The sequence below is a fragment of the Streptomyces sp. NPDC087844 genome (assembly GCF_044742785.1).
In the GTDB taxonomy this organism is placed as follows: domain Bacteria; phylum Actinomycetota; class Actinomycetes; order Streptomycetales; family Streptomycetaceae; genus Streptomyces.
In genome coordinates this window covers 118,102-143,677 of record NZ_JBIUVD010000021.1, presented here as the reverse complement: position 1 = coordinate 143,677, position 25,576 = coordinate 118,102, and the positions used below count along the sequence as shown (strand labels likewise).

At 72.9% G+C, this 25,576-nt stretch carries 26 protein-coding genes and 2 pseudogenes; 14 read left to right on the top strand and 14 right to left on the bottom strand.

From position 1 onward, the window contains the following. The first annotated feature begins 36 nt into the window (after nucleotides 1–36). Complete coding sequence (locus tag ACIOKD_RS32560) at nucleotides 37–1,065, top strand: NAD-dependent epimerase/dehydratase family protein (RefSeq protein ID WP_402091151.1); 1,029 nt, start codon at nucleotides 37–39, stop codon at nucleotides 1,063–1,065. A 52-nt stretch (nucleotides 1,066–1,117) separates the two neighbouring features. On the opposite strand, the gene ACIOKD_RS32555 is transcribed toward ACIOKD_RS32560, so the two are convergent. Continuing rightward, complete coding sequence (locus tag ACIOKD_RS32555; protein WP_402091149.1) at nucleotides 1,118–2,233, bottom strand: sensor histidine kinase; 1,116 nt, start codon at nucleotides 2,231–2,233, stop codon at nucleotides 1,118–1,120. Then, nucleotides 2,226–3,146 carry a response regulator transcription factor gene (locus ACIOKD_RS32550; protein WP_402091147.1) on the bottom strand — a complete coding sequence of 307 codons (921 nt, stop codon included), beginning with the start codon at nucleotides 3,144–3,146 and terminating at the stop codon, nucleotides 2,226–2,228. Before ACIOKD_RS32550 ends, ACIOKD_RS32555 begins: the two co-directional genes overlap by 8 nt. A 103-nt stretch (nucleotides 3,147–3,249) precedes the next feature. Here ACIOKD_RS32550 and ACIOKD_RS32545 point away from each other — a divergent pair, with 103 nt between their 5' ends. From ACIOKD_RS32545 to ACIOKD_RS32535, 3 genes are all read left to right on the top strand, one after another. Next, on the top strand, nucleotides 3,250–4,023 hold the full coding sequence (locus ACIOKD_RS32545; RefSeq protein WP_402091144.1) for a glycosyltransferase family 2 protein: 774 nt from the start codon (nucleotides 3,250–3,252) through the stop codon (nucleotides 4,021–4,023). Further along, entirely contained in the window at nucleotides 4,023–4,640 is a 618-nt protein-coding gene (locus ACIOKD_RS32540; RefSeq protein WP_402091142.1) for a DUF2064 domain-containing protein, read from the top strand. The genes ACIOKD_RS32545 and ACIOKD_RS32540 overlap by 1 nt, the downstream gene beginning before the upstream one ends. 104 nt (nucleotides 4,641–4,744) lie before the next feature. After that, complete coding sequence (locus tag ACIOKD_RS32535) at nucleotides 4,745–5,695, top strand: class I SAM-dependent methyltransferase (protein WP_402091140.1); 951 nt, start codon at nucleotides 4,745–4,747, stop codon at nucleotides 5,693–5,695. Nucleotides 5,696–5,987: 292 nt separating this feature from the next. Here ACIOKD_RS32535 and ACIOKD_RS32530 read toward each other — a convergent pair whose 3' ends face one another. Continuing rightward, the gene (locus ACIOKD_RS32530) at nucleotides 5,988–7,334 is read right to left on the bottom strand and encodes a molybdopterin-dependent oxidoreductase (protein ID WP_402091138.1); all 1,347 of its coding nucleotides are present in this window, start codon (nucleotides 7,332–7,334) and stop codon (nucleotides 5,988–5,990) included. 215 nt (nucleotides 7,335–7,549) lie between these two features. Here ACIOKD_RS32530 and ACIOKD_RS32525 point away from each other — a divergent pair, with 215 nt between their 5' ends. Next, complete coding sequence (locus ACIOKD_RS32525; RefSeq protein ID WP_402091240.1) at nucleotides 7,550–9,034, top strand: hypothetical protein; 1,485 nt, start codon at nucleotides 7,550–7,552, stop codon at nucleotides 9,032–9,034. 186 nt (nucleotides 9,035–9,220) lie between these two features. On the opposite strand, the gene ACIOKD_RS32520 is transcribed toward ACIOKD_RS32525, so the two are convergent. Further along, on the bottom strand, nucleotides 9,221–9,628 hold the full coding sequence (locus tag ACIOKD_RS32520) for an STAS domain-containing protein (protein WP_402091135.1): 408 nt from the start codon (nucleotides 9,626–9,628) through the stop codon (nucleotides 9,221–9,223). 148 nt (nucleotides 9,629–9,776) lie between these two features. Then, a complete protein-coding gene (locus tag ACIOKD_RS32515; RefSeq protein WP_402091133.1) occupies nucleotides 9,777–10,232 on the bottom strand; it encodes a helix-turn-helix domain-containing protein in 456 nt (151 codons plus the stop codon). Between the two features lie 73 nt (nucleotides 10,233–10,305). Between ACIOKD_RS32515 and ACIOKD_RS32510 the strand changes: the two genes are divergently transcribed. Further along, nucleotides 10,306–11,172 carry a class I SAM-dependent methyltransferase gene (locus ACIOKD_RS32510; RefSeq protein ID WP_402091130.1) on the top strand — a complete coding sequence of 289 codons (867 nt, stop codon included), beginning with the start codon at nucleotides 10,306–10,308 and terminating at the stop codon, nucleotides 11,170–11,172. A 69-nt stretch (nucleotides 11,173–11,241) separates the two neighbouring features. Here ACIOKD_RS32510 and ACIOKD_RS32505 read toward each other — a convergent pair whose 3' ends face one another. Both ACIOKD_RS32505 and ACIOKD_RS32500 read right to left on the bottom strand, forming a co-directional pair. Next, the gene (locus ACIOKD_RS32505) at nucleotides 11,242–11,748 is read right to left on the bottom strand and encodes a DUF5990 family protein (RefSeq protein WP_402091238.1); all 507 of its coding nucleotides are present in this window, start codon (nucleotides 11,746–11,748) and stop codon (nucleotides 11,242–11,244) included. 57 nt (nucleotides 11,749–11,805) lie between these two features. Beyond that, nucleotides 11,806–12,479: pseudogene (locus ACIOKD_RS32500) on the bottom strand (aldehyde dehydrogenase family protein); the annotation flags it as partial. A gap of 141 nt (nucleotides 12,480–12,620) precedes the next feature. On the opposite strand from ACIOKD_RS32500, the pseudogene ACIOKD_RS32495 reads away from it, so the two are divergent. Both ACIOKD_RS32495 and ACIOKD_RS32490 read left to right on the top strand, forming a co-directional pair. Continuing rightward, nucleotides 12,621–13,031 (top strand): annotated as a pseudogene (locus ACIOKD_RS32495) (PucR family transcriptional regulator ligand-binding domain-containing protein); the annotation flags it as partial. After that, complete coding sequence (locus ACIOKD_RS32490) at nucleotides 12,919–13,176, top strand: helix-turn-helix domain-containing protein (RefSeq protein WP_402091128.1); 258 nt, start codon at nucleotides 12,919–12,921, stop codon at nucleotides 13,174–13,176. The pseudogene ACIOKD_RS32495 and the gene ACIOKD_RS32490, both read left to right, overlap by 113 nt. A gap of 40 nt (nucleotides 13,177–13,216) precedes the next feature. Here ACIOKD_RS32490 and ACIOKD_RS32485 read toward each other — a convergent pair whose 3' ends face one another. The 5 genes from ACIOKD_RS32485 to ACIOKD_RS32465 form a co-directional block, all read right to left on the bottom strand. Continuing rightward, on the bottom strand, nucleotides 13,217–14,209 hold the full coding sequence (locus ACIOKD_RS32485; protein WP_402091126.1) for a hypothetical protein: 993 nt from the start codon (nucleotides 14,207–14,209) through the stop codon (nucleotides 13,217–13,219). Between the two features lie 162 nt (nucleotides 14,210–14,371). Continuing rightward, entirely contained in the window at nucleotides 14,372–15,289 is a 918-nt protein-coding gene (locus ACIOKD_RS32480) for a helix-turn-helix domain-containing protein (RefSeq protein ID WP_402091124.1), read from the bottom strand. A gap of 55 nt (nucleotides 15,290–15,344) precedes the next feature. Further along, nucleotides 15,345–17,495 carry a xanthine dehydrogenase family protein molybdopterin-binding subunit gene (locus tag ACIOKD_RS32475; protein ID WP_402091122.1) on the bottom strand — a complete coding sequence of 717 codons (2,151 nt, stop codon included), beginning with the start codon at nucleotides 17,493–17,495 and terminating at the stop codon, nucleotides 15,345–15,347. A 25-nt stretch (nucleotides 17,496–17,520) separates the two neighbouring features. Beyond that, nucleotides 17,521–18,513 (bottom strand): FAD binding domain-containing protein, encoded by a 993-nt coding sequence (locus ACIOKD_RS32470; protein WP_402091120.1) that lies wholly within the window; start codon nucleotides 18,511–18,513, stop codon nucleotides 17,521–17,523. Next, on the bottom strand, nucleotides 18,510–19,067 hold the full coding sequence (locus ACIOKD_RS32465; protein ID WP_402091235.1) for a (2Fe-2S)-binding protein: 558 nt from the start codon (nucleotides 19,065–19,067) through the stop codon (nucleotides 18,510–18,512). The genes ACIOKD_RS32470 and ACIOKD_RS32465 overlap by 4 nt, the downstream gene beginning before the upstream one ends. Here ACIOKD_RS32465 and ACIOKD_RS32460 point away from each other — a divergent pair. Continuing rightward, nucleotides 19,003–19,239 (top strand): hypothetical protein, encoded by a 237-nt coding sequence (locus ACIOKD_RS32460; RefSeq protein ID WP_402091244.1) that lies wholly within the window; start codon nucleotides 19,003–19,005, stop codon nucleotides 19,237–19,239. The two genes, ACIOKD_RS32465 and ACIOKD_RS32460, sit on opposite strands and share 65 nt — an antisense overlap. 90 nt (nucleotides 19,240–19,329) lie before the next feature. On the opposite strand, the gene ACIOKD_RS32455 is transcribed toward ACIOKD_RS32460, so the two are convergent. Further along, on the bottom strand, nucleotides 19,330–19,755 hold the full coding sequence (locus tag ACIOKD_RS32455; protein ID WP_402091118.1) for a DUF6003 family protein: 426 nt from the start codon (nucleotides 19,753–19,755) through the stop codon (nucleotides 19,330–19,332). Nucleotides 19,756–19,981: 226 nt separating this feature from the next. On the opposite strand from ACIOKD_RS32455, the gene ACIOKD_RS32450 reads away from it, so the two are divergent. The 5 genes from ACIOKD_RS32450 to ACIOKD_RS32430 are packed head-to-tail and all read left to right on the top strand — an operon-like array spanning nucleotide 19,982 to nucleotide 23,937. Then, nucleotides 19,982–20,170 carry a hypothetical protein gene (locus ACIOKD_RS32450; RefSeq protein WP_402091116.1) on the top strand — a complete coding sequence of 63 codons (189 nt, stop codon included), beginning with the start codon at nucleotides 19,982–19,984 and terminating at the stop codon, nucleotides 20,168–20,170. Between the two features lie 11 nt (nucleotides 20,171–20,181). Beyond that, complete coding sequence (locus tag ACIOKD_RS32445) at nucleotides 20,182–20,889, top strand: hypothetical protein (RefSeq protein WP_402091114.1); 708 nt, start codon at nucleotides 20,182–20,184, stop codon at nucleotides 20,887–20,889. Nucleotides 20,890–20,924: 35 nt separating this feature from the next. Next, nucleotides 20,925–21,914: a DUF6895 family protein gene (locus tag ACIOKD_RS32440; RefSeq protein ID WP_402091233.1), complete on the top strand. Its 990-nt coding sequence runs from the start codon at nucleotides 20,925–20,927 to the stop codon at nucleotides 21,912–21,914. Then, complete coding sequence (locus tag ACIOKD_RS32435; RefSeq protein WP_402091112.1) at nucleotides 21,911–22,831, top strand: DUF6895 family protein; 921 nt, start codon at nucleotides 21,911–21,913, stop codon at nucleotides 22,829–22,831. The genes ACIOKD_RS32440 and ACIOKD_RS32435 overlap by 4 nt, the downstream gene beginning before the upstream one ends. Beyond that, complete coding sequence (locus tag ACIOKD_RS32430; protein WP_402091109.1) at nucleotides 22,828–23,937, top strand: serine hydrolase domain-containing protein; 1,110 nt, start codon at nucleotides 22,828–22,830, stop codon at nucleotides 23,935–23,937. The genes ACIOKD_RS32435 and ACIOKD_RS32430 overlap by 4 nt, the downstream gene beginning before the upstream one ends. A 97-nt stretch (nucleotides 23,938–24,034) precedes the next feature. Here the strand turns inward: ACIOKD_RS32430 and ACIOKD_RS32425 are convergent, their stop codons facing one another. Further along, on the bottom strand, nucleotides 24,035–25,402 hold the full coding sequence (locus ACIOKD_RS32425; protein WP_402091107.1) for a carbohydrate-binding protein: 1,368 nt from the start codon (nucleotides 25,400–25,402) through the stop codon (nucleotides 24,035–24,037). Nucleotides 25,403–25,576: the final 174 nt, after the last annotated feature.

Below are 25,576 nucleotides of genomic sequence, written 5' to 3'. Positions count from 1 at the left end.
GCTCCGGGACATGGGAGCGGATCTAGGGTTCGGCGCATGCGTGTACTGGTCACCGGCGGTGCCGGGTTCATCGGGTCCCATGTCGTCGAGGCGCTGCGGGCGGGCGGACACGAGCCCGTGGTGTTCGACATACGCGCCGCGGCGGAAGCGGGAGACGCACGAGGAGCGGCGGCCGGCGACGTGCGCGATCGCGAGGCGGTGTCGGCGGCCGTCGCCGGGGTCGACGCGGTCTGTCACCAGGCGGCGATGGTCGGCCTGGGCAAGGGGGTCGCGGACGCGGCCGAGTACGTCTCCCACAACGACCTCGGCACCGCCGTGCTGCTGGCGGCGATGGCCGAGGCCGGGGTGCGGCGGCTCGTCCTCGCCGGGTCGATGGTCGTGTACGGGGAGGGCCGGTACTCCTGTGCGCGGCACGGCGGGGTGCGGCCCGGCCCGCGGTCGGCCACCCATCTGACCGCGGGCCGGTTCGAGCCGCGGTGCCCGTCCTGCGACGCCGACCTGATGCCCGGTCTCGTCGGCGAGGACGCCCCGGCCGACCCCCGCAACGTGTACGCGACGACCAAGCTCGCGCAGGAACACCTGGCCGCCGCGTGGGCGCGGTCGACGGACGGTACGGCGGTCTCGCTGCGGTACCACAACGTCTACGGGCCCGGGATGCCGCGCGACACCCCGTACGCCGGTGTCGCGTCCTTCTTCCGTTCCGCGCTGGCCCGTGGCGAGGCCCCTCGTGTCTTCGAGGACGGCGGTCAGCGGCGGGACTTCGTACACGTACGGGACGTGGCGGCGGCCAACGTGACGGCGCTGGAGGCGGATACGGCGGGCGGCGCGCTGACGGCGTACAACGTCGGGAGCGGGGAGCCGCACACGGTCGGCGAGATGGCGCGGGCGCTGGCCGACGCGTACGGCGGGCCCGAGCCCGTGGTGACCGGCGAATTCCGGCTGGGGGACGTACGGCACATCACCGCGGACTCGTCCCGGCTGCGGACCGGGCTCGGCTGGCGGCCCGGGGTCGGATTCGCCGAGGGCATGCGGGAGTTCGCAGTGGCGCGCCTGCGTGGTGAGTGAGTCCGTTGTGCGAATGGTTGTTCGGGCGGGTCGGGTGAGTCGCTGCTCGCTCTCAGGTTCCGGACGCCGCCGGCAGGGTCACCTCGAAGCGGCAGCCGCCGGAGATGTTGTGCACGGTGGCGCGGCCCTGGTGGGCCTCGACGATGCCCTGGACGATGGCGAGTCCGAGGCCGGCTCCGGCCGGGGGTGTGCGTGCGTCGGAGCCTCGCCAGCCCGTGTCGAAGACGCGCGGGAGGTCCTGCTCGGGGATTCCGCCGCAGCCGTCGCTGACGGACAGGACGACACCGTCGGCCGAGCGGGCGGCGGCCACCGCGACCGTGCCGTCGGCCGGGGTGCGCCGGATCGCGTTGACCAGGAGGTTGCCGAGGACCCGGCTCATCTCCTTGCCGTCCACCTCGACCGGCACCGGCTCGACGAGGTCGCCCACCAGCCGTACCCCGTGCCGGCGGGCGAGCGGGTCCGCTCCGGCGAGGGCGTCGCTGACCAGGTCGTACAGCGACATACGGGACAGGGACAGCGGGAGCGTTCCGGCGTGGATGCGGGAGAGTTCGAAAAGATCGCCGACCATGTCGTTGAGGTGGTCGACCTCGGTACGGATCTGGCGCAGATAGCGCTGGGGGTCGGCTGCCACGCCGTCCTCCAGCGCCTCCGACATCGCGCGCAGCCCGGCGAGCGGGGTGCGCAGGTCGTGTGAGATCCAGGCGACGAGCTCGCGGCGGGAGGACTCCAGTGCCCGCTCACGCATCCGGGACTCGGCGAGTCTGGCGCTGGTGGCCGCCAGTTCACGGCTGACCGCGGCGAGTTCGGCGGTCGCCGGAGCGTCGGGGACGGTGAAGTCGCCGCCGTCGCCGAACACCCGGGCCGCCACAGCGAGTTCGCGGCTGCGGGCGACGACCCACCGGCCGAGCAGCAGTGCGGTGGCCATGGAGACGACGGCCGCCATCGCGACGACCGTGGTGACCACGCTCAGATCGTGCGCGGACAGGAACATCGCCTGCGCCACGGCCAGCGTTCCGGCGAGCATCGCGGTCACCGCCACGGCGGCCACCACGGCGAGGGACACCGTGAGCGAACGGCGCCGGATCAGACGCAGCGCACCCGCTCCGGCCAGCCCCGCAGCCGCGGCGCCCGCGAAGGCGTACAGGGCGATCAGCAGCATGTCACGCATGGTCGGCCTCTTCCTCTCGGCCGTCGTCGTCGGCGGTGGGGACCGGGGCGTTTTCGCGGGTGATGGGGAGGAGGGCGCCTCCAGCGGGACCGAGGGCGTCGCCGGTGGGACGGGGGGCGTCGCCGGTGGGGTCGAAGCGGTAGCCGACGCCCCATACGGTCTGGATCAGCCGGGGCCGCGCCGGATCGTCCTCGACCTTGCCGCGCAACCGCCGGACGTGGACGGTCACGGTCGACAGGTCCCCGAAGTCCCACCCCCACACCTCGCGCATCAGATCCTCCCGGGCGAACGCGCGGCCCGGGTGGCGCAGGAGGAAGGACAGCAGGTCGAACTCCCGCAGGGTGAGGGCGAGTTCCGTGCCCTGCTTGGTGGCGCGGCGCGCGGCGGGATCGACGGTCAGCCCGGCCGCGCTCAGTGGCCGTGCGGCGACGGCGGGCCGGGTGCGGCGCAGCACCGACTCCACCCGCAGCACCAGTTCGCGCGGGCTGAACGGCTTGGTGACGTAGTCGTCCGCGCCCACTTCGAGGCCCATGATGCGGTCGTCCTCGTCGCCGCGGGCGGTGAGCATGATGACGGGCACCGGTCCGCGGTCGCGCAGCCGTCGGCACACCTCCAGGCCGTCCATGCCGGGCAGCATCAGATCCAGGACCACGAGGTCGGGCCAGTGCGCGGCAGCGCGGGCGAGCGCGTCGGGGCCGTCGCCGGCCCGGTCGACGCCGTATCCGGCTCGGACGAGGTATCCGGAGACGACCTCGGCGACGGTGGGGTCGTCGTCGACCACCAGGATCCGGGCGCCACCGGCGGAACGGGATGCGCCGTGCGGGGCGGCCTGCGAGGCGGCCTGGGGAGCGGTTTGAGGAGCGGTCCGAGGAGCGGCGCGAGAAGCCGGTGTCGGTTCGTGCGGCTGGTGCATGCGCCAAGCCTCGCACCGCGCTGTCCGCCATGCCGCTCCCGGACCCCGACGTCCCTGTTTCGTAAGGACCCGATGCCTGAAATGCGCATTTTGCGTTCGTAGGGTGAAAGGCGTGACAACCCCTCCCGCCGCACCTCCCGTCGACGTGATCCTCCCGTGCCTGAACGAGGCCGAGGCCCTGCCCTGGGTCCTCGGCCGGATCCCGCCCGGCTGGCGGGCCCTCGTCGTGGACAACGGTTCCACCGACGGCTCGGCCGACATCGCCCGCGCTCTCGGCGCGAGCGTCGTCCACGAGCCGCGCCGCGGCTTCGGGGCCGCCTGCCACGCGGGGCTCGCCGCCGCCACCGCCGACATCGTCTGCTTCTGCGACTGCGACGCCTCACTCGATCCGTCGCTCCTCATCCCCTTCGTACATCAAGTGCAGTCAGGCGAGGCCGACTTGGTGCTGGGCAGACGCCGCCCGGAAGGCCGGTCCGCCTGGCCCGCCCACGCCAGGGCCGGCAACCTCGCGCTCGCCCGGCTGCTGCGCCGCCGCACCGGGCTCCGGCTGCACGACCTCGGTCCGCTGCGCGCCGCCCGCCGCGCGCCGCTGCTGGCCCTCGGGCTCACCGACCGGCGCAGCGGCTATCCGTTGCAGATGGTCGTCCGCGCGGCCGACGCGGGCTGGCGGATCGCCGAGGACGACGTGCCCTATCTGCCCCGTACGGGCTCCTCCAAGGTGACCGGCACCTGGCTCGGCACCTGGCAGGCCGTCCGGGACATGAGCCGAGTACTGGCCGAACCCGCTTCCCCCACCCCCGCCGCCACCCTGGCCCCGGCCCCGGCCCCGGTCGAAGCCCAGGCCTCGGCCTCAGCCGCCCAAGGAGGAACCCCCTGATGACCACGCTGCTCGTCATCGCCAAGGAGCCGCTGCCGGGGCGGGTCAAGACCCGGCTCACTCCGCCGTTCACCCCGGCGGAGGCCGCCGCCCTCGCCGAGGCGGCACTCGCCGACACCCTGAGCGCCGTGGCCGCCACACCCGCAACCCGCCGGGTCCTCGTCCTGGAAGGGGCGCCGGGCCCATGGTTGCCGCCCGGCTTCGACGTCGTACCGCAGTGCGATGGGGGTCTCGACGAGCGGCTGGCCGCGGCCTTCGCCGGCTGTGACGGACCGGCCCTGCTCATCGGGATGGACACGCCCCAGGTGACACCGGCCCTGCTCACCGTGGATCTCACCCGCTGCGACGCCGTCTTCGGCCCGGCCGAGGACGGCGGTTTCTGGGCACTGGGGCTGGCCGAACCCGACCCGCGGCTGCTGCGCGGAGTGCCGATGTCGACGCCCACCACCGGGGCCGTGCAGCGGGGGCGGCTCATCGCCGCCGGGCTGCGCGTACGCGACCTGCCGCCGTTGCGGGACATCGACACGGCCGCCGACGCCGAGGCGGTCGCCGCGCTCGCGCCCCGGAGCCGCTTCGCCGCCCGGCTCGACGGACTCACGGCGGTCGCCGGCCGATGAACCGACCTGTGGACCAGCCTGTGTACCGACTGGTGGACCGATCTGTGGACCGACCTGTGGACCAGACTATGAACCGTCCGACGAGCCATCCGATGAGCCGACCCATGGACCGACTGGACCGACTGGACCGACCCGTGAACCGGACCACGAGCGAATCCGCCGTAAGCGACCTCGCCCCGCCGCCCGCCCAGCCCGCGTGGGCCGGCGCCGACCCGTACACCCGCGCGCTGCGCACCGGCCACGGACCCCTCTTCCTTCGCCGGGCCGACGGCTGGCTGCTGCCGTTGGAAGTGGAACGCTGGTGTGCCCGCGCCGACGCGGTGGACCTGGAGATCCTGGGCCGGTGCGAAGGTTCCGTGCTCGACATCGGCTGCGGCCCGGGCCGGCTCGTCGCGGAGCTCGCCGGGCAGGGACGGCGTGTCCTCGGCATCGACGTCAGCGCGGCGGCCGTCAGCCGGACCGAGCGGCTCGGCGGCCCCGCCCTGCGCCGGTCCGTCTTCGAGCCGCTCCCCGCCGAGGGCCGGTGGGACACCGCGCTCCTGGTCGACGGCAACGTCGGCATCGGCGGTGATCCGCGCGCTCTCCTCGCCAGGCTGAGCGACCTGCTGGTCCCGGCCGGACTGCTGATCGCCGAAACCGTGCCGATGGACGTCGACGAGCGCCTCCGTGTGCACATCACGGACACGCACGACGCGGACACGCACGGCACAGACCCGCACGACGCGGACCCGCCCGGCACGGACACGCACGGCACAGACCCGCAGGACGCCGGCACGCCCGGCCCTCCCGCCGCACCGTCTACACCCTTCCCCTGGGCTCGCATCGGGACACGCGCCCTGGTCCGGTACGCGACGCGCGCGGGCTGGACCGCCGTCGATCAGTGGACGACCGGCGGACGGTCCTTCGTCACCCTGCGCAGCCGCAGCCTCAGCCTCAGGCGCAGCAGCAGGAGGAGCGCCGACCCGGCGAAGAGGACGGCCGTGATCAGCAGCCAGCGGCCGAGGAAGCCGTCCGCCGGCAGCCCGGTCGCCATCCGGTACCGCCGGTCCACCTGACCGCTGATCAGCGGGAACCAGACCAGCAGGAGCAGCGCGGACAGGGCCGCCGGGACACGGACGTACATCGTCCGCTCCCGGTGGCCGGCCGCGCCGAACACGCGGACGACCCCGCGGTCCGCCGCCGCGTACACCGGCAGCAGCACCAGATCGTGCAGCAGGGCCGCCCCCACGAACCACAGGGTCACCCCGACCCGGTCGCCGGCGAGCAGCCGTACACCGGCATAGCCCGCGAGCGCGAACGAACAGGCGAGCAGCAGGAGTTGCACGGTTCCCCTGGGGAGCTTCCTCATCACAGGTCTCCGAACGTCATGCGGGCCACCCATTTCGTGTTCAGCACACCGGGCGCGGCGGGCACGACGACCCGTGCCGGGTGACCGTGATCCGGGCTCAGGTCCTCACCGTTGACCCGCAGGGCGAGCAGGGAGCGCGGGTCCGCCACCTGGTTGGCGCGCAGGGCCGCGTGGCGGAAGGCGCCGTGCCGCTGGAGGGACTCGACGAGGACGTCCGGCGGATCGTCGTCGTGGCCGACGAGCGCCGCGAGGTCACGCAGCCGCACACCACGCCACCACTGGTCCGAGGTCGACCAGCCTTCGACACACGCGATGGGCAGCGCCGCACTGTGCTGGGGCAGGTGCAGCAGCTCGGCCCGGCTCAACCGGACCGTGCCCGTCCGCCCGCTGACGACGAGCCGCCACGCGTCCTCGCCCGTCTCCGCCTCGTCGATACCCGCGTAGGCGGCCGTCTTGTTGATCTGGAAGCCGTTCGGGCCGCTGCCCGGGTCGGCTCCGCCGTGCGGCGCGAGGAGGGCCGTGCGCCGCAGCGGCCCGTCGAAACTCCGCCCCGCCGTCGTCCCGAACAACAGCAGGGACCCACCGCCGACGAACCACAGCGCCCCGCGCCGGGAGACGGTCGCGGAATCATGATCGGGAGTGAGAGCGGGAGTGAGAGCGGGCTCGGGATCGGGATCGGGATCGGGATCGGAGCCGGAATCGGAGCCGGAATCGGAGCCGGGCTCGGGTCGGGGAGAGGCCAACTCCCCTTCGCTCGGCGCCTCCTGGCCACCCCGCATGCGGCGTACGTTCCGTACGGCGGCCGGCGTCTTCAGTACGGCGTGGGCGACGAACGCGGCGAAGAACACCCACGCGCCATAGAAGTGGAGCGGGTAGAAGGACCCTGGGAAGAGATAGTCGAGCTGGACGTTGAGCACGCCGGTCACGAACTCGAACAGCGCGCCCCCGACCAGCAGCAGCAACGAGATCCGCTCCAGCGCGTGGGCGGGCGAACGGGCCGGCGGCAGCGCGAACAGCTTCGGCACCACCGACCACAGTTTGGCGAGCAGAACGGGGATCAGGGCGACGCCGAGCGTGACGTGAACGCCTTGCGTGAGGCGGTAGAGCCAGTGCGGGCCGGTGGGCCACGCGAAGAGATAGAAGCCGAGGATCCCCTTGTCCGGGGTCTTGTCGTTCACCGGCGAAAGGCCGGGGTTGTAGGCGGCGTACGACAACAGGCCTGTCACGAACAGCACGGTGATGCCGACGAGCAGGACGAGGCCGAGTACCGAGGTGAACCAGGGACCGCGCAGCGGACTGCGCCAGAACCCGGGTGAGGTGGGAAGCCGTGGGGAGTGGTCGCGCATGGCCCGACCGTAGGCAGGAAAGGGCCCCCGGCAGGGCCCGCCAACCATGACGAAACGCTGACGTCCGCATGGTCGGCGGCTCGGAACGGCGTCTGCCGCCCTAGCGTTCCCGTGTGATCCGCTCCCCCCTGCGCGACCCGACTTCGCGCGACCTCGCTCCCCGCGACCTGACTCCGCTCAGCCTGACTCGTCGCAGCCTGATTCCTCGCGGCCTGATTCCTCGCGGCCAGACCCTGCGCGACCTGGTCGCGGCGTCGGCCGCCGTGCTCCTCGTCCTCGCCGCCGTGCTGATCGGCCACCACATCGAGGAGACCGACCACACCCTGTTCGCGAACTGGCCACCACTGTGGGCGGCATGGGATCCGCATGTCGGCCCGGGCACTCCGGCCGCTGTGACGGTCGCGCTCGGGGTCGTGGCCTACGGTCCCGCCCTCGCGGCGCGCCTGCCCTGGCGTGCACTGCTCGGCGCCGCCTGGGCGGGCGCCATGGCCTGGATCTGGTCGCTGGCCCTGATCGACGGATGGCACCGGGGCGTGGCCGTCCGGCTCACCACCCGTTACGAGTACCTCCAGGTCATCGACCGCTTCCACGACATCCCGGCGGCTTTGCGGGACTTCACCCACCACATCCCGCTCGGCTCGCCGGACCACTGGCCGCCCCATGTGGCGGGACATCCGCCCGCCGCCTCCCTCACCTTCGTCCTGCTCGACCGGATCGGGCTGAGCGGCGGCGGCTGGGCCGGGGCCTGGTGCATCACGGTCGGCGCCACCGCCTGTGTCGCCGTACTGATGACCGTGCGCAGGCTCGCCGACGAGGAGTCGGCGCGGCGCGCGGCACCGTTCCTGGTGCTCGCGCCGGCGGCGGTGTGGATGGGCACGTCGGCGGACGCGTACTTCGCCGCGGTCGCCGCCTGGTCGATCGCGGCGCTCGCGCTCGCCGTGACCGCGCCGAAGGGCCCCCGAAGCCGAGTCACCGCCTTCACCTCCGGCCTCCTGTTCGGCCTGACCTGCTACCTCTCGTACGGGCTCACGCTCATCGCGGTGATCGGTGCGGGCGTGGTGTTCCTCGGGCGGAGCCGTGTGCGGGTGCTCCCCTGCCTCGTCTCCCGCGTCGTCTTCCTCGTCGCCGGTCTCGCCGTCGTCCCCACGGCGTTCACCCTCGCCGGGTTCGACTGGTGGGAGGGGTACCAGGTCCTGGTCGAGCGCTACTACGACGGCGCGGGCGGTATACGGCCCTACAGCTACTGGGTATGGGCGAACCTCGCGTGCACGGTCCTCATCACGGGTTTCGCGACGGCGGCCGGGCTCCGGCGGGCGGCCGCCGCACTGGTCCGAGGGCGCCACGGGCTTCTGCCCCACCGCGAGACCCGGGGGCCGGGGATCGTACGTCGAATGCCGGGGATGGCACGTCGAGTGCCAGGGGTCGTACGTCGAGTGCCTGGCGCAGAGTCTCCGGAGGCGGAGGCGGAGGCGGAGGCGGGGGCCCGGGCCCGGCTCGCCCTGCTCGTCCTGTGCGGTCTGCTCGCCCTGCTCGCCGCCGACCTGTCCGGGATGAGCAAGGCCGAGACGGAACGCATCTGGCTGCCCTTCGCGATGTGGCTGCTCCCGGCATGCGCGCTGCTCAGCCGCCCCCGGGCCTGGCTCGGCGCCCAGGCCGTACTCGCCCTGCTCCTTAACCATCTGCTGCTGACCGGTTGGTGACCACCCTTGGGGCCGTCCTGGGGACACATCACCATTCTTTTGCTCGCCCGCCGCCCGAAGAGCCGCATTTTCACGCGCCGGTGTGGCAAGTTGTACCTCAGCCGGTCCCGTCACTTCCCCCCGTAGTGGCGGGCCCGGCGTTTTCGCGTCCGGCCGGTCCCGCTCACGACCCCGCCCCGCTCGTCGTCACTTCTCGTCGGGATCCAGCGTGGGAGGCCAGGTGGGGCGATGGGCCTCGGGGAGCTCCAGCAGGGCCAGCCCGACCGTGCGGCGGACGGGCAACAGCTCCGTACTGCCCGTCAGTACGAGCAGCTCCGAGAGCCTGCGGCCCGCTCCGGCCAGGATGAGCCTGCCGTCCAGGCGTTTCAGCAGCCATCTGATCGCGAGCAGGCAGTTCAGCCCACGTGAATCGCAGAAGACGAGAGCTGTCACATCGAGCACCAGGTGCCGTCGCCCCGCGTCGACGATGGCGGCGAGGGTGCCCAGGAAGTACTCCTCACAGCTCTGGTCGAGTTCGCCGCTGATCCGCAGGACCGCGCAGTGCTCGCAGTCGGTTATCTGGGTGATGGTCAGGCGGTGGGTCTGCGTGGACATCACACCTCCCGGTTCCGGTGCCACGGACGCCCTGGGGCACGACACCCGTACGCCTGCGTGTGCCCCGCATTCGAACGGGCAACGGCGCGAGGCGAAACTCTCTCCGCGCTCTCTCCGCGCTCTCCCCGTACTCTCTCCGCGCGGCGGATCACGATTTCCGCGGGGGCTGCTTCCGTGGCGTTCTCGGTGTTCTCTTCCGTGGCGCTCCGACGACGCCGGCCGCCGCGGCCCGCAGGAGGCGGCGGAAGGTGGGGCATTCGACGTGGCTCGGCGCGGGGCAGGCCGCCGCGTGCCGCAGCGAGTCCCGCAGCACACCGAGCTCCTGGATCGTCCGGTCCAGTTCGTCCGCCCGGGCGAGCAGCATCCGCCGGTCGATGCGCGGCTGCCCGTCCGGCGTGAACATGCGTGCGATCTCTTCGAGCGAGAACCCGGCGGTGCGGCCCAGCGCGATCAGCGACAGGCGCTCCAGCACGGCGGGATCGTACTGACGCCGCAGACCTCGTCGGCCGGTCGGGGTGATCAGGCCCTTCTCCTCGTAGAACCGCAGCGTCGAGGCGGGCACCCCGGCGCGGTGCGCCACCTCGGCGATGTCCAGTTCCGGCATTCTCTTGACCTCAAGTCGACTTGAAGTAGCACGGTGTCATCTCCATCCGGACGAGGCAAGCACAGGAGACACCATGGACAGGGGCATCGACATCACACACGGGAACGACGACGAGCAGACGGCCCGTTGGAACGGGACCGCCGGGCACGCGTGGGTCGAGAGCCGGACAGTGCTCGACGAGATGTTCCGGCCCTTCGAGGACCTTCTCGTCGAAGCGGCTGTCGCCGAACAGGCGGACCGGGTGCTCGACGTCGGCTGCGGTACCGGCGGCACCACGCTGGCCGTCGCGCGGCGGCTCGGCGCGCGGGGGCACTGCGTCGGCGTCGACCTCTCCGAGCCGATGATCACGGTCGCCAGGGAGCGCGCGGGGCAGGAGGGCGGGCAGGAGGGCACGCGGGCCTCGTTCGTGCTCGACAACGCGCAGGATCACGCGTTCGAGCCCGGTACCTTCGACTTGGTGATCTCTCGCTTCGGAGTCATGTTCTTCGACGACTCCGTCAAGGCCTTCACCAATCTGCGCGGTGCCGTGCGCGACGGCGCCGGGCTCAGGTTCATCACCTGGCGCGGCCCCGCGGACAATCCGTTCATGACGACGGCCGAACGTGCCGCGGCACCGTTCATGCCGAACCTGCCCGCCCGCCGTGATGACGAGCCCGGACAGTTCGCCTTCGCGGACCCCGACAGGGTCCGCGGCATCCTGGAGGAGAGCGGCTGGACCGGGGTCGACATCCAACCGCTCGACGTCGTCTGCGCCCTGCCCGAGAGCGAACTCGTCCCGTACTTCACCCGGCTCGGACCGCTCGGCCTGGTCCTGCGCGAGGCGGACGAACGGACCCGTGCGGGCCTCGTCGAAACGGTCCGCGCCGCGTTCGACCCGTACGTCCAGGGTGCGGAGGTCCGCTTCACCGCGGCCTGCTGGACGGTCGGCGCGCGGGCGTAGGCCCTTGCTCCCACCGGGTTCCAAGGACAAGCCGCACCGGCGGATCACCGCGGGCACCACGTCCCGCGATCAGGCGTCCTTCGCGACGACGGGCGCGTAGGTGCCGCGTTCGGCGGTCCAGGTGACGTGCGGGGGTACGACCCGTGCGCACAGGGGGCCGCCCTGGGGGTCGGTCAGGCCCAGGCGTGCCACCAGTACGCCCTCGCCGGCGGCCTCCGCGAGTACGTCCACGGGGATCATGTCGAGCATGAGCTTGGCGCGCCGGAACATCGAGAAGACGCCCTCCTCGTCGACCGTGCCCCAGGACAGGTAGACGAAGCGGCGGCCCAGACGGTCCTGCACGTAGGGACCCTTCACATCGGTGCCGGTCGGCGTCGCCGTGGCCGTGCACTCCAGCGTCCAGGTCGCCGACTTCGCGTCCCCGGGGTGGGGGTCGAGCAGTTCGCCCGGCCGGTCACGGCGTTGCACGGCGACGTAGAGGTCGCGGAGCTCCTCCGGGCCGTTGCGGCTGGTGGGGACGGGGTGGGTGGGGCCGGGGAGGTCGACGGCCTCGATCCGGATGCGCAGAGCGGTCATGGAGTCATCATGCCGCCGTGGAGAACTGCGGGTTCGTCGGGGCTGGGCACGCAGGCACCCCCGCCCCTTGGGGTGTCCGAAGGGGGCCGCCGGGTCGGAGACGAGACCGGTGTTGACGCCGACCATACCGACCTCAAGCCGTTCGCTGACCCGGAGGGCGCGGTCCAGGCCCTCGGTCGAGGACGAGGCGATCCGCCGCGCCAACGACACCCCGTGCGGCTGGTCGGCTACGTCTTCAAGGCCAGGGTCGCGGCCACCGGACCGAAGATCTCCGTGTCCGTCAGACGGCTGCCGGCGTCGACGTCGACGTCGGCGTCGGCGAGCACGGTCGGCGGATGGAAGCATCCCGGGCCCGCGGGCGTACGGCCGCCGACGAGCACCCGGGCGCCGCGTTCCACCGCGTCCGCGACGAGGTACTCCACCTTGGCGCGTCCCTTCGCGTCGATCAGCGGGCCCACGTCGACTCCGGCACGCGTACCAGGGCCCACGACGAGCGCCCCCATCCGCCGGGCGAGCCGCTGTCCGAACTCCTCCGCCACCGACCGGTGCACGAAGAAGCGGTTGGCGGCGGTGCACGCCTCCCCCATGTCGCGCATCTTCGCGGTCAGCGCGCCGTCCACGGCCCTGTCGAGGTCCGCGTCGCCGAAGACGACGAAGGGCGCGTTGCCGCCCAGCTCCATCGAGGTGCGCACGACAGCGTCCGCGCACTGCGCCAGCAGCAGCCGTCCGACCTTGTGTCAACCGGTCGCAGGTCAGCCACGCTTGTCACGGTGTCCGGGCGGGCAGGCACGCACCATGAGCGAGTACGCCGAAACGCCCCGGACGCCGGTGGCCGGTGGCCGGGCACAGTTCCCGCGGGCCGCGCGCTCACCGTGGCCGACGTCCTGGCCCTGCCCGTCCTGGTGGCGGGGCAGCCGGAGGTGGTGGCCGGGGCGGGATGCCTCGACCGGCCGGTCCGCTGGGTCCACATCACCGAACTCACGGACCCCGCCTCCTTCCTCAAGGGCGGCGAACTCGTCCTGACCACCGGCATGCCGCTGCCCGAGGACCCGGCGGGCGTACGCCGCTATGTCGACGAACTGGCCGACGTCGGGGCCTCGGCCCTGGTCATCGAACTCGTACGGCGCCACCACCGCCCGCCCGCGCCGCTCGTCCGGGCGTGCCGCGGACGTGGTCTGCCCCTCGTCACGCTGGCCGAGGACGTCAACTTCCTTGAGGTCACCCAGGTCGTCCACACCCTCATCCTCGGCAGCCGGGCGGACGCCGTGCGCCGGACCCAGCGGGCTGTCCCGGAAGACCGTCTACCAGCGCCTGCGCACCATCGAGCGCCTGCTCGACTGCGACCTCGAATCCGGTGAGCGGCGTACCGGACTGCATGTGGCTCTCACGGCCCTCGACGTCCTGCGGGACAGCGGAGAGGCGACCTGAGACCCGGGGTCGCGGCTCCGCCGTCCCGCACGGCCGGGCTCTACTTGGCGCCGCGCAGGCGTGCGCGCAGCAGGTTGGGGTCGGTGGCCGTGGCGTAGGCGGCGCTGAGCACGTACACCTCCTTGCCGCGCAGCGCCACGGAGCTGGGGTTCTGGAGTCCGTCGGCGGTGTCCAGGACGGTGGTCCGGGAGCCGTCGGACCTGATGTGCACCACCGTGTTGGGGGTGTTGAGCGTGGCCAGGATGTCGTCGCCGTGTCCGGTGAAGGCGAAGTCGTCGATGCCGACCAGGTCGGACGCCTTGACCTGCGGGGTGCCCGCGCGGTTTCCCGGGCGGATCGGAATGCGCAGGAGGGTGCCCCGGTCGAGGTTGGTCACCCAGAGCGCGCCGTCGTGCACCTTGGCTCCGTTGACTCCGAGGAAGCCGGTGGGGGCGAGTTCGGGTGCGGTGGACCAGGCGGTGGGGGTGCCGCCGGTGACGGGGACGGTCCACACCGTGCCGAGCACCGAGTCGGTGATGTAGAGGCGCTTACCGCGTTCGTCCAGGGCCAGTCCGTTGGGCAGGCCGTCCGCGGGCAGTGCGGCGATCCGCTGCGGGGACCGCCCGGGGCGCAGCCGCCACAGCCCCGTCAGGTCGGCGGTTCCGGTCGCGTAGAGCACGTACAGGGTGCCGTCCGAGGTGCGGGCGATTCCGGTGGCCAGCGGGAAGCCGAGGGCGGGGGTGTCGACTCCGCCGTCGGCGGGTGCGGGCAGTGTCGCCAGCACGCGGGTCGCGCCCTGCGGGCTCACCTCGGCCACCTGACGGCTCGCCGCGAAGGTGACCGCCGCGGTGCCGTCGGGCAACAGGGCGAGGTTCTCCGGCAGTTGTCCGGCGGACACGTCGAAGTGGGTGGCGATCCGCACGTCGGTCAGCGGCTCACGGGTGGGACGGGTGGGCGTGGCGTCGGCCGGCAGCGCCGAGGCGAGGGTGGCCGCGGCCACCGCGACGGCGGCCATGAGCGTCTTGATACGGCGGCCCGGCCTGGGGTTCGACATGGGATTCGGCGTGGGGTGCGACATGGTTCCTTCTCCGGTTTCGGGCATGCGGCAGCCGCGGTGCGGCGCCGTGGTCGAGGGGCGCCTCGGTGAGAGGGCGTCAGGGTGTGGCCGGCCCGCGAAGGGCGCGGGTCAGGCGGTGTGGATCAGCGGATCAGCGGATCAGAAGGTGTGGGTTTCGGCGCCTCGGTGCGGCCGGTCCGCCGCCCCGGGCGCGGTGGCATGGGCGAGCAGCGCCAGGGCCGCCGCGGACGGGGAACCGGGGTCGGCGGTGGCCACCACCAGGGACGGTCCGTCTCCCCGCGGGCTCCGCAGTGTCTGCTGGGTGACGGTCACCGTCCCGACCAGCGGATGACGCATCCCGTAGTCGGCGACATCGCAGGCGAGCACCCGGTGGTCGGCCCACATCGTGGCGAACTCCCGGCTCTGCATCGTCAGTTCACCGATCAGCGCGGCCAGCAGCGGGTCGTCCGGGTGCCGTCCGGCCGTCAGCCGCAGATTGCCCACGACGGCCCTGGCCTTGGCGGGCCAGTCGATGTACAGGTCGCGGGTGTGCGCGTCCAGGAACACCAGCCTGGCCATGTTCGGCCGTCGCCCCGGATCGGCCGCGCTGCCGGGATCGTCCGGGCTGTCCGGATCGAGGTGCCCCGCGAACAGCCCGTGCCCCGGGCGGTTCCAGGCCAGGACGTCGCTGCGGCGGCCGATCACGACGGCGGGCGTGCCGTCGACGGCCGCCAGCAGAGCACGTGTGGCGGGAGTGAGGCGTTCGGGACGCGGCCTCGCGCCGGGCCCGCGCCGCCGCGGTGCACTGGCCAGGGTGTGCAGATGGGCCCGCTCGGAGTCGTCCAGCCGCAGGGCGCTCGCCACGGCGTCGAGCACCTCGCGCGAGGCGTTGCGTGACTGGCCCTGTTCCAGGCGGGTGTAGTAGGGGGCGCTGATGCCCGCGAGCATCGCGAGTTCCTCCCGGCGCAGCCCCGGCACGCGGCGCCGCTCGCCGTAGGTCCGCAAACCCACGTCCTCGGGGCGCAGTCGGCTCCGGCGTGCCTGGAGGAACTCGGCGAGGTGCCCGTGCTTGTTCATGACACCGAGTATGCGGACCGCCGCCGGTCCGTGCCTCACCCCGCGAGGGTAGGGATCACCAGGGCCCGGCCGTCCCGGTACTGCCTGCCGCGCCCTGCCCGGCGGCGCCGTCGGCCGCTTCCGCGAGCACCCGGTCCGGGGTCAGGGGGAGTTCGCGGTGGCGGACGCCCGTGGCGTGGTGGACGGCGTTGCCGATGGCGGCGGCCGTGCCGACGATGCCGATCTCACCGATGCCCTTGCTGCCCATCGGGTTGAGATGGGGGTCGTCCTCGTCGATCCAGTGCGCCTCGATGTCCGGCACGTCGGCGTGGACCGGGACGTGGTAGGAGGCGAGATCGGACTCCACGAAGTCGCCGGACGCGGCGTCCAGGGTGCTGCCCTCGGTCAGCGCCATGCCCAGCCCCATGGTCATGGCGCCGATGAACTGGGAGCGGGCGGTGCGGGCGTTGAGGATGCGTCCGGCGGCGTACACGCCCAGCAGGCGGCGTACCCGGACCTCTCCGGTCACCGTGTCGACCGTGACCTCGGCGAAGTGGGCGCCGAACGCGTGCCGGGAGTAGGGGCTGTCGGCGTCGGCGGTGCCCGCCGTGTCGGCGTGTGTCCGCAGTCCCGCGTCCGGCAGGGGGCCCGGGTGTTCGGCCAGGGTCGAGGCCAGGCGCGTACACGCCTCGTGGACGGCCCAGCCCCAGGACGCCGTGCCCGACGAGCCGCCGGCCAGCGGCGCGGACGGCAGGTCGCTGTTGCCCACTTCGGCGTGTACGCGGTCCAGCGGGACGCCGAGCGCGTCGGCGGCGACCTGGGCGAGGACGGTACGGGCGCCGGTGCCGATGTCGGTGGCGTTGATGCGGACGACGAAGCCGCCGTCGGGCCGTGCGTGTGCCTCCGCCTGTGCCGGACTGGCCATCACCGGATAGGTGGCGGAGGCCACTCCCGTGCCGACGAGGAGCGGGCCCTCGGAACGGGACCGGGGGCGGGGGTCGCGTGCCGCCCAGTCGAAGCGCCTCGCGCCCTCCCGCAGGCACTCGACGAGGTGGCGGCTGCTGAACGGCTTGCCGCTGTCGGGCTCGGTGTCCGGCTCGTTGGTGATGCGCAGTTCCACGGGGTCCAGGCCCGCCGCGACGGCGAGTTCGTCCATGGCGGACTCCAGGACGTACATGCCGGGTGCCTCGCCGGGTGCGCGCATCCAGGACGGGCTGGGCACGTCCAGCGCGACCACCCGGTGGGAGCTGAGCCGGTGGGGTGCCGCGTACATGATCCGGCTGGGTACGGCGGCCTGCTCCACGAACTCCTTGACGCGGGAGGTGTGGGTGGTGACCTCGTGGAGGGACGAGGTGAGGGTGCCGTCCGCGGTGGCGCCCAGGCGCAGCCGGTGCAGGGTCGGCGCTCGGTGGCCGACGATCGCGGGCAGGAAGCGCCGGGGCAGTGCGACGGTCACGGGACGTCCGGTTTCTCGCGCCGCCATCACGGCGAGCACCACATGGGGACGCGGGGTGCCCTTGGATCCGAACCCGCCGCCGACGTGTTCGCTGATGACGGTGACGTCGTCCTCGGAGAGCGCGAACAGCGATGCCAGGGTGGCGCGTACGGTCGTGGCGCCCTGGCTGGAGTCGTGCACGACGAGTCTGCCGTCGTCCCAGCGGGCGGTGGCCGCGTGCGGCTCCATGGGGTGGTTGTGCAGCGGCGGGACACGGTAGTGGGCGTCGACGCGGATCTCGGAGGCCGCGAACGCGCTCTCGGGGTCGCCCTGTTCGCGGCGCGCGGGGAATCCGCCGTTGGCGTCTTCGGGCGTGTAGGCCCCGGGGTGGTCGTCGGTCAGGGTGATGTCGTGTTCCTCGACGTCGTACTCGACCCGGACCGCGGCGGCGCCGGCGCGGGCCGCCTCCAGGGTCTCGCCGACGACCAGGGCGACGAACCAGCCGTGGTGCGGTACGCGCGGGTCCTGCAGGACGAAGAGCGTGGGATCGTCGGCGGGGGCGAGCCGGGGCGCGTTCTCGTGGGTGAGGACGGCGAGGACCCCGGGCAGTGCCAGAGCGGCCCCGGCGTCGACGGTACGGACCGTGCCGCGGGCGATCCCGGCGATCACCGGCCAGGCATGGACCCGGCCGGGGTCGGTCTGTTCCGCGGCGTAACGAGCGCTGCCGGTGACCTTGTCCCGGCCCTCCCGGCGCTCGGCGGGCGCGCCCAGCGCGGTGCCGGTGTCGGCCATGACTGCTCCTTCTGCTGGTTTCCGGTCAGGTGCTGGTGGGCGGCGCGAGCCGTCGCAGGGCGTCCACCGCGAGACTGCGGGCCAGCCGGACCTTGTAGCCGTTGTCGCGCAGCGGCCGGGCGGCGGCGAGTTCGAGGTCCGCGGCCCGCTCGAACGCCGCTGTCGTCGGGGCGGCGCCCAGTAGCGCCTCTTCCGCGATCCGGGCCCGCCAGGGACGGTGGGCCACTCCCCCGAAGGCGAGGCCGGCCTGCCGGACGACCCCGCCCTCCACGTGCAGCACCGCGGCGACGGAGGCGAGGGCGAAGGCGTACGAGGCCCGGTCGCGGGCCTTGCGGTACAGCGAGGGCAGCCCGGCCGTGGTTGGCGGCAGGACCACACCGGTGATCAGTTCGCCGGGGCGGATCACCGTGTCCTGTTCGGGGTGGTCCCCGGGCAGCCGGTGGAACTCCGCGACGGGAACGGTCCGCGGCCCGTCGGTCCCGTGCAGTTCGACACCCGCGTCCAGGGCGGCGAGCGCCACGGCCATGTCCGACGGATGCGTGGCGATGCACTGCGGAGAGTGCCCGAGCACCGCGTGATCACGGTGTACGCCGTCCAGGGCGCCACAACCGGAGCCGGGAGCACGCTTGTTGCAGGGTTTGCCGGTGTCCTGGAAGTACGGGCAGCGGGTGCGCTGGAGCAGATTGCCGCCGGTGGTGGCCGCGTTGCGGAGCTGCCCGGAGGCCCCGGCCAGGAGTGCCTGGGAGAGTGCCGGATAGCGGTCGCGGACCTTGGGGTGGGCGGCGAGGTCGCTGTTGCGGACGGTGGCGCCGATCCGCACCGACCCGTCGGGCAGTTCGTCCACCGTGTCGAGGGGCAGCCTGCTGACGTCGACCAGCGTGGAGGGTTGCTCCACACCGAGTTTCATCAGGTCCACCAGGTTGGTGCCGCCGCCGAGATAGCGGGCGCCGGGGTGGGCCGCGTACAGCTCGGCGGCCTCCTCGACACTGCCGGCGCGCGCGTATGCGAAGGGTTTCACCGGATCACGTCCTCGACGGCCCGCACGATGTTCGGATAGGCGCCGCACCGGCAGAGGTTGCCGCTGAGCCGCTCGCGGATCTCGTCAGGGCCGAGCGGCACAGGCTCCCCGGACGGGGTTCCGGGGTCCGTCACGTGTGAGGGGTGACCGGACTCGGCCTCGGCGATCGCGCCGACGGCGCTGCAGAGCTGTCCCGGTGTGCAGTAGCCGCACTGGAAGGCGTCGCGGTCGATGAAGGCTTGCTGCAGCGGGTGCAGCACGCCGTCCACCGGTTGTTCTTCGCCGTCGCCGCCGGCGAGTCCTTCGACCGTCGTGATGTCGCAGCCGTCCTGGGCCACCGCGGGCAGCAGGCAGCTGTTGACGCGGCGGCCGTCCACCAGGACGGTGCAGGCGCCGCACTGGCCGTGGTCGCAGCCCTTCTTGGCGCCGGTGAGGTGGAGCTGCTCGCGCAGCACGTCCAGCAGGACGGAGCGATGGTCGACGACGAGCGTGCGCGGCCTGCCGTTCACCCGCAACGTCACCTCGGAGTGGTGGCGATCGGGTGACGAGGGGATGCGCTCCCCCCGAGTGGCGGCCTCCGGACTCCCCGGGCGGCCGGCCCCGTCGTCCCCGGCCGGGCCGTTCGTCGGACTGCCGCTCGGGCTGTTTTTCGGGCTGTTCCTCGGGCTGTTTCTCGGGCTGTTTCTCGGGCTGCCCATGCTGTTCATGACCTTCCGACGGCACTGAGGACCTCGCAGCTCACCTGTCCAGGCTGCGGCCCTCCACACGTTCGCGCACGCCGGAGCCGTGCGGGGATCTCCGGCGGGCGGCCCCTCGTCAGCCGCCGGCGGCGGCCGTGACCGTCGCCGGGTCCTCGCCGGTCAGCTCCACGATGCGGTGCGGCGGCAGGCCCGCGGCCAGCGCCCGTCCGATCAGCTCGTCACGGCCGTCCGTGATGTCACGGTAGGACAGCAACTGCTCCTCGACCCGCGTGATCGCCTCCGGGCCGGTCCGTCCGCGCACCCTGCTCAGTTCCTCGTCACTCAGCGGCACCGGCAGCCGTTCCGCGCCCTCGGGAACGGAGCCCGTCTCCTCCGGGGGCAGCAGACGCAGTTCCGGCGCGGTCGCTGTCGTTCCCTGGGCGTCCAGCCATGCTCGTACCGCGGGAGTCTCCATGCAGGCGAGCTCACCGACGGCGGCCGGGGGCACGCCGAGCCGCACGGCCGCGTCGTCGAGCAGGAACAGGTAGGCGTCGTCGGTCATCCTCGGCTCCTTCTCAGCGGGGACCGGTCGACACCCCTGTACCCCGCCGCCTGCGGATTACCGCCCTGTCCGACCGGCCGGTGATCACAAGCTGTGCCCGCGCGGGAGAAGTTGAAAGCACGACCGAATAACTCAAAGAGAACTTCTATGAATAAGTTCGGGCATAACGGTCACCCGTACCTTCGTGAACCGAGAAGAACATGTCTCTCGCGAAGGGGATGGTGGTATGTCTTCCACCGAGTTTCTGACCGCCGAGCTCACCGAGGTCCAGAGCGTGGACGTCGAAGCGGCTCTTGACCCGGTCGAGGCCGACGGCTCGTACCGCGACAGCCGCGAGTGCGCGGCGCTCGCGCTGACGTCCGGGGCGACATCACTCCTGCTGTCGCCTCCGACTCCGCGGCCGAAGAAGGGCTGACGGGAAGACACATGGAACAGTCAGGCACTTCGACCCGCCTGGCGGACGCAGTGCAGGGCCTGACGTCAGAACTGGTCTCCGCTCTTCGGAGCGGAGGCCCGTTCGGGCTGGCCGGCAGCGTCCGCGGAGCCGACGGACCGGAGGCCGACGGACTGGCCCTCGCCGCCGTACGGGTGGTGGGGGCCGACGCCGTCCTGCCGAGCGTTCTGCGCCGCACCCCTGCCGACCCGGACGACCTCGCCGTGTTCAGCGGGGCCGTGCACGCCTATCCGCCCCCCGCCGACGCCTCGCCCACCTCCGCGTGGAGCCACTGGGCCATGAGACGAACACTTCTGCGACTGGACGCGTCCGCCGAGGACACCTCGGGGCCGGACACAGAACCCGGAGCGGCCTGGCTCGACGACGCCTCATGGCAGTCGCTGACCCACCAACTCGCCGTACTGGCCCCGCTCGCGGTGCCCGGCGGGGACTGCGCGGTGACGCGCGTGGCCCGTGGCCGCCCCGTCGACGTCTCCCGGGGATTCGTCCGGGCGGTCCGCCGCCGCGACTGGCTCCAGGCGGCAGGGGCGGGCCGCTGGCTGGCCCTCCTCGACGGAGTGCCGGACACCCTCGGGCTGGAGGCCGGCCTCGCGTTCGTGGCACAGATGGGCTGCGCCGATCCGCGTGTCGCGCTCCAGGTCGAGGCGGCGCGACTGATGCGAACCGGGGCTCCGGTGTGACGGCGCGCGATGTCCGAGGGCTCGGCGAGGCCGCCATGGCGTGGGTGTCCGCGCACCGCGGCGAGTTCGCACTCGGCGACGACGCGCTCGCCGAGCACGCCAACGTGAACTACACCTGGAAACCCCTGGGTGAACTGGCCCAGGTGTGCGTCAGCATCCGCAGGCACACCGCGACCACCGACCCGCTGCACGAGGCCGCTCGTGACCTGCTGGACTTCGCCTGGCGGCAGACCGGGCAGGGCGCCCTCTTCCTCGAACTGCAGCGCCTCGAACCCTTCGCCACGTACCCGGTCGAGATCTACGCGGCCTTCGCGTCGGCCGGACTGCGCCACACCGAGTACGAGAAGGCCACCGCGACCGTGGCCCGTACCCGCGGCTGGCAGGTGACCGAGCAGGAACCCAACCGGCGGCTGAGCGTCCTCAACTCCGAGCGCCGCAGCGGCATCCCGCTCCACGCCGACATGGAGCGGGCGCTACGACGCACCTGGCTGGGCGGTCTGCCGGAGCCCTGGACGTTCGAACGGGCCGCCGGGTACACGCTCACCCATGTGGTCTTCCACCTCACCGACTGGGGCCTGACCCCACAGGGCGTTCCTCCACGGGTCGCCGACTACCTCCGGCACTGGCTGCCGCCCTGGCTGGACACCTGTCTTGAGGACGAGCAGTGGGACCTGAGCTGCGAACTGCTGGCCGTGGCCGGCAGCCTGCCGGGCCCACCGGACCTCACCCTGCTGCGGGAGGCCTGGGCGAAGCTCGGCCGGGCCCAGGACGCGTCCGGCGCCGTCCCGGAAGTGGGCTCCGGGCGAGAGGGCCATCCGGTCGCGCACGACTTCCTCGGCTGCTACCACTCGACCCTGATGACAGCCTTCGCCGCCGCGCTGACCACCGACCGCCTGCGTGCGCACGCCACGGCCGCGGCGACGGGCACAGGCACAGCCGATGACGACAACGTGGCGACGGGGAAGGTACGCGTCTTCGAGCACGCGGCCCGGCCGGGGCACGGTGGCCAAGGAGCATCGAGATGACCAGCACCCGCCTCATCCACACCGTCGGGACCGGCGCCCTGGAATGGCTGCACGCCCACCGGGACGGATTCCGTCTTGAGCAGGACGTCGACCCGGAGGTCGGCTTCCTGGAACGCTTCAAACCGGTCGGCGAACTGGCCCTCATCTGCAAGGTGTTGTTCCGCGAAGGCGTGGCCGGCTCCCGACAGGCCCAGCTGGCACGGCAGTTGCTCGACCACGCCTGGCGCGACACGCTGGACGGCGGCCGGATGCTGGTCCGCGGCCAGCGCATCGAGCCCCTCTCCCCCATCCCCTTCGAGGTCTATCTCCCGTTCAAGGAACTGGGCTACAGCCACCCCGAGGCCGAACAGGCCTTCCGGCTGAACCAGCGGCTGGAGAGCTTCCACGCCTTCGAGCTGCCGCCGACGCGCCGACTGGGCCTTTCCGCGTTCCAACGCCGTTTCGGGCTCCCGGCCCGGCCGCCGGAGTCCGAGGTCGTCGCCACGACATGGCTCGGGCGCACCCCCGAACCCTGGACCGTCGAGGGGCACATCGCCTACGACATCACGCACACCGTCTTCCACCTCACCGACTGGGGCGAGAACCCCGGCGGCATCCCGGCTCCGCTCGCCGACTACCTGGCCACCTGGCTGCCGGTCTGGCTGGACGACTGGCTCGACCTGGCACGCTGGGACCTGCTCGGCGAGCTGCTCGTCGTCGACGCCTGTCTGCCGCGCCCCACCCTGGACGAGCGGGCCTGGGAAGGCTTCGCCGCCGCCCAGCAGCCCGACGGGGCGATGCCCGCCGTGCGCACGATGCCCGAGGGCGATCCCGAGGAGCTGTTCGACCTCGTCTACCACCCGACGCTCGTCGCCGCGTTCGCCTCCGTGCTGGCCACCTCCCGCGCCCTGGCGCAGTTGGCGCACGCGCCGGCATGACACCACGACCCGAACCCTGGCCGGGCGTTCCGCCCGGCCCCATCGGCGCACACCCGCCGCACCGTCCCGCGCGGGAGCGACACCACGACGGCGAGACGGTACGGGACCCGCTCGGCGACGCCGTCGACGCCGTCGACGCGCCCGATGTCGTCTTCGCCCTCTCCCGGGACGGCCACCGCACGGTGCGCTGCGGGGGCACCGGGCCGCCCCCGCCCGTTCCCCGCGATCAGCTGCGCTACGAGATCGGCTCGGCCACCAAGACGTTCACCGGACTGCTCCTGGCCCGGCTGACGCAGTCGGGCGCCCTGTCCGCCGGAGAGCCGGCCGCCACCTGTCTGGACCCGACCCGGCGCGTCGGCCGGGACCCCGTCACCCTCGCGCACCTGATCACACACACCTCCGGGCTGCCCGCCCTGCCCGCCGACTTCTTCCTCCGGGCCCTGCCCACCTGGCGCACCGACCCGTACGCCGCCTATCCGGACCGGCGGGTGGTCGACGCCTTTCTGCGCCACCGGCAGCACCGGCGGCCCGGCACCCGCTGGCACTACTCCAACTTCGGTGTCGCCGTGCTCGGTCACGCCCTCGCCGCGGCCACCGCGACACCCTGGAACGACCTGCTCGGCACTCAGGTGCTGCGGCCCCTCGGGCTGGGCGGCACCGCGCTGCGGCCCGGCGGGCCGGACACCGACGCCACGGGACACCGCAGGGACGGCACAACACCCGTGCCCCCGCTGGCCGTCGGCGGCTTCCAGTCGGCAGGCGCCGTCCGGGCCACCCCGCCCGACCTGCTGACGTTCCTCGAAGCACACCTGGAACCGGCGGGCCCGGATCCCGCCGACGGCACCCTGGCCGATGCCCTGCGCGCGGTACGCCGTCCGGTCCTCCGGCGCGGGTGGGGGCACCGGCATGCGCACACGGTCGCCTGGTTCCAGCACCCCACCGACCATGGCCCGATGTACTTCCACTGCGGGGCCACCCTCGGCCAGCAGGCCTTCCTCGGATTCAGACCCGACACCGCAACGGCGCTGGCCGCCGTGTGCACCCGCCGCTTCCGGGCCCGCGACACCTTCGTGGCGACGGCGTACGCGCTGCTGGCCGGGGTGTGAGACACGGCCGGACCCGCTGGGCACAGGGGAAGGCGCGAGGGCCCTGTCCGGGGACGGGCACCTCGCGCCGCCGCGCGACCCTGCGGCCGAGTGCCCGTCAGAGGCGCTGCCACAGCGCCGGTGTGAGGCGGGGCTGCCACACTCCCTGCGCCTGGTGCGTCTGCAGACACTGGTACGAGACGCCGTCGTAGGTCACCCGGGTCCCGACCTCGTACACCCGGCCCGTGGTCCAGCCGACCGTCCGGCCGTCCTCCGGGGCGGGTGTGCCGCTCTGGCCCGTGGCGGTCTTGAGCGTCAGACCGTACGTGGTGAGCAGCGGGTTGATCGGCTGGTGGAAGGTGACGCCGCCGGCCTTGCAGTCGCCGCTGCCTCCGGAGGTGACGCCCTGGGCCTGGGTGCCGGACATGTAGGCGCCGCCGGAGTCACCCGGCTCCGCGCACACGGTCGTGCGGGTGACTCCGTTGATGTCGCCCTCCGCGTAGCTCACGGTGGTGTCGTGCTGCTCGATCGTGCCGCAGTGCCAGCCGGTGGTGGAGCCGGAGCGGCAGATCGCCGCGCCCACCAGCGCCTGTACGGAGCCTGCGACCTGCACGTTCGTGTCGCCCTCGCCCTTGACGGCGGGCGTGGCGGTCCACTCGCTGTTGACGCTCACCCAGGACATGTCCTGGCCGGGGAAGACCGAGGCCTCGAAGGCGCCCTGGGCGATCTTGTTGAAGCCGGTGGTCTTGGCGCCCGCCTTCCCGCAGTGCCCGGCGCTGGCGAACCCCTGTTGCTCCCCCTTGGTCACGGAGAAGCCCACCGAACAGCGGGCCTTCTCGTCGATGTAGTACGCGTCACCGCCCCGCACGTCGTGCAGGGCGCGCGGCCGGTCCGCCGACACCTTGACGTCCACGAGCCGCCGGTCGATCCCGGCGGCGGCGATGAGCTTGTCGGCAGCGGCACGGCTCGTCGCCTGCACCGTCACACGGTTGGTCCGTACGTCGACGTACCGGACCGGCGTGTCGAGGGCCTTGCCCACCGCGGCGGTGTCCAGCTTCGTCTTGGCGGTGTTCAGGTCCTTCAGCGCGTTCTTGACGACCTTCGCCTGCGCCCCGTCGGCCTTGATGGCGGCGACACCGGAGGCGTCGGTGGTGGCGACGGTCAGCCCGGCGGAGGTCGTGCCGTGCACCCAGGCGCCCGCGAAGTGCTTGCCCAGCACGTTCTGGAGCCGGCCGGCGCGGGTGCCCGCCTCGGCCTCGTTCACCAGCCGCGCCCTGGCCTGGGCGCCCGTCAGCCGCAGGTCGCGCTGCATCGCGCGCACGACGGCGGCCGAGGGCCGGTCGGCGCCGAGCGTCTGCGCGGAGGAGGGCCCCGGCGCGGGAGGCTCGGCGGCCGTGGCCACGGCCGCGGGCAGCCCGGTGAGCGCGAGTGCGCCGAGCACGGTCAGGGCGGTCCGGGCGGCTTGGCCGGCGTGTCTGGGGACCATCGGGTGACTCCTCGTTCTCGGGGATCTAGACCTTGCCGACATGGGCGCAGAAAATGTCCGGTTTCTTGTGGTTCGGCGCTTCGGACGACACGAAGGACCCGCCCGGCGGAGTACCGGATGCCGAGGGGCCGCCTCACCGGGTACTGATGTCCCGCGACCGTCCGGGACCGTCCG

Bases quoted from the DNA above. Each gene is read 5' to 3' on its own strand.
- ACIOKD_RS32560 (WP_402091151.1), top strand. From the start codon at position 37: ATGCGTGTACTGGTCACCGGCGGTGCCGGGTTCATCGGGTCCCATGTC.
- ACIOKD_RS32555 (WP_402091149.1), bottom strand. From the start codon at position 2,233: ATGCGTGACATGCTGCTGATCGCCCTGTACGCCTTCGCGGGCGCCGCG.
- ACIOKD_RS32550 (WP_402091147.1), bottom strand. From the start codon at position 3,146: ATGCACCAGCCGCACGAACCGACACCGGCTTCTCGCGCCGCTCCTCGG.
- ACIOKD_RS32540 (WP_402091142.1), top strand. From the start codon at position 4,023: ATGACCACGCTGCTCGTCATCGCCAAGGAGCCGCTGCCGGGGCGGGTC.
- ACIOKD_RS32535 (WP_402091140.1), top strand. From the start codon at position 4,745: ATGGACCGACTGGACCGACTGGACCGACCCGTGAACCGGACCACGAGC.
- ACIOKD_RS32530 (WP_402091138.1), bottom strand. From the start codon at position 7,334: ATGCGCGACCACTCCCCACGGCTTCCCACCTCACCCGGGTTCTGGCGC.
- ACIOKD_RS32520 (WP_402091135.1), bottom strand. From the start codon at position 9,628: ATGTCCACGCAGACCCACCGCCTGACCATCACCCAGATAACCGACTGC.
- ACIOKD_RS32515 (WP_402091133.1), bottom strand. From the start codon at position 10,232: ATGCCGGAACTGGACATCGCCGAGGTGGCGCACCGCGCCGGGGTGCCC.
- ACIOKD_RS32510 (WP_402091130.1), top strand. From the start codon at position 10,306: ATGGACAGGGGCATCGACATCACACACGGGAACGACGACGAGCAGACG.
- ACIOKD_RS32505 (WP_402091238.1), bottom strand. From the start codon at position 11,748: ATGACCGCTCTGCGCATCCGGATCGAGGCCGTCGACCTCCCCGGCCCC.
- ACIOKD_RS32485 (WP_402091126.1), bottom strand. From the start codon at position 14,209: ATGTCGAACCCCAGGCCGGGCCGCCGTATCAAGACGCTCATGGCCGCC.
- ACIOKD_RS32480 (WP_402091124.1), bottom strand. From the start codon at position 15,289: ATGAACAAGCACGGGCACCTCGCCGAGTTCCTCCAGGCACGCCGGAGC.
- ACIOKD_RS32475 (WP_402091122.1), bottom strand. From the start codon at position 17,495: ATGGCCGACACCGGCACCGCGCTGGGCGCGCCCGCCGAGCGCCGGGAG.
- ACIOKD_RS32455 (WP_402091118.1), bottom strand. From the start codon at position 19,755: ATGACCGACGACGCCTACCTGTTCCTGCTCGACGACGCGGCCGTGCGG.
- ACIOKD_RS32450 (WP_402091116.1), top strand. From the start codon at position 19,982: ATGTCTTCCACCGAGTTTCTGACCGCCGAGCTCACCGAGGTCCAGAGC.
- ACIOKD_RS32445 (WP_402091114.1), top strand. From the start codon at position 20,182: ATGGAACAGTCAGGCACTTCGACCCGCCTGGCGGACGCAGTGCAGGGC.
- ACIOKD_RS32440 (WP_402091233.1), top strand. From the start codon at position 20,925: ATGGCGTGGGTGTCCGCGCACCGCGGCGAGTTCGCACTCGGCGACGAC.
- ACIOKD_RS32435 (WP_402091112.1), top strand. From the start codon at position 21,911: ATGACCAGCACCCGCCTCATCCACACCGTCGGGACCGGCGCCCTGGAA.
- ACIOKD_RS32430 (WP_402091109.1), top strand. From the start codon at position 22,828: ATGACACCACGACCCGAACCCTGGCCGGGCGTTCCGCCCGGCCCCATC.
- ACIOKD_RS32425 (WP_402091107.1), bottom strand. From the start codon at position 25,402: ATGGTCCCCAGACACGCCGGCCAAGCCGCCCGGACCGCCCTGACCGTG.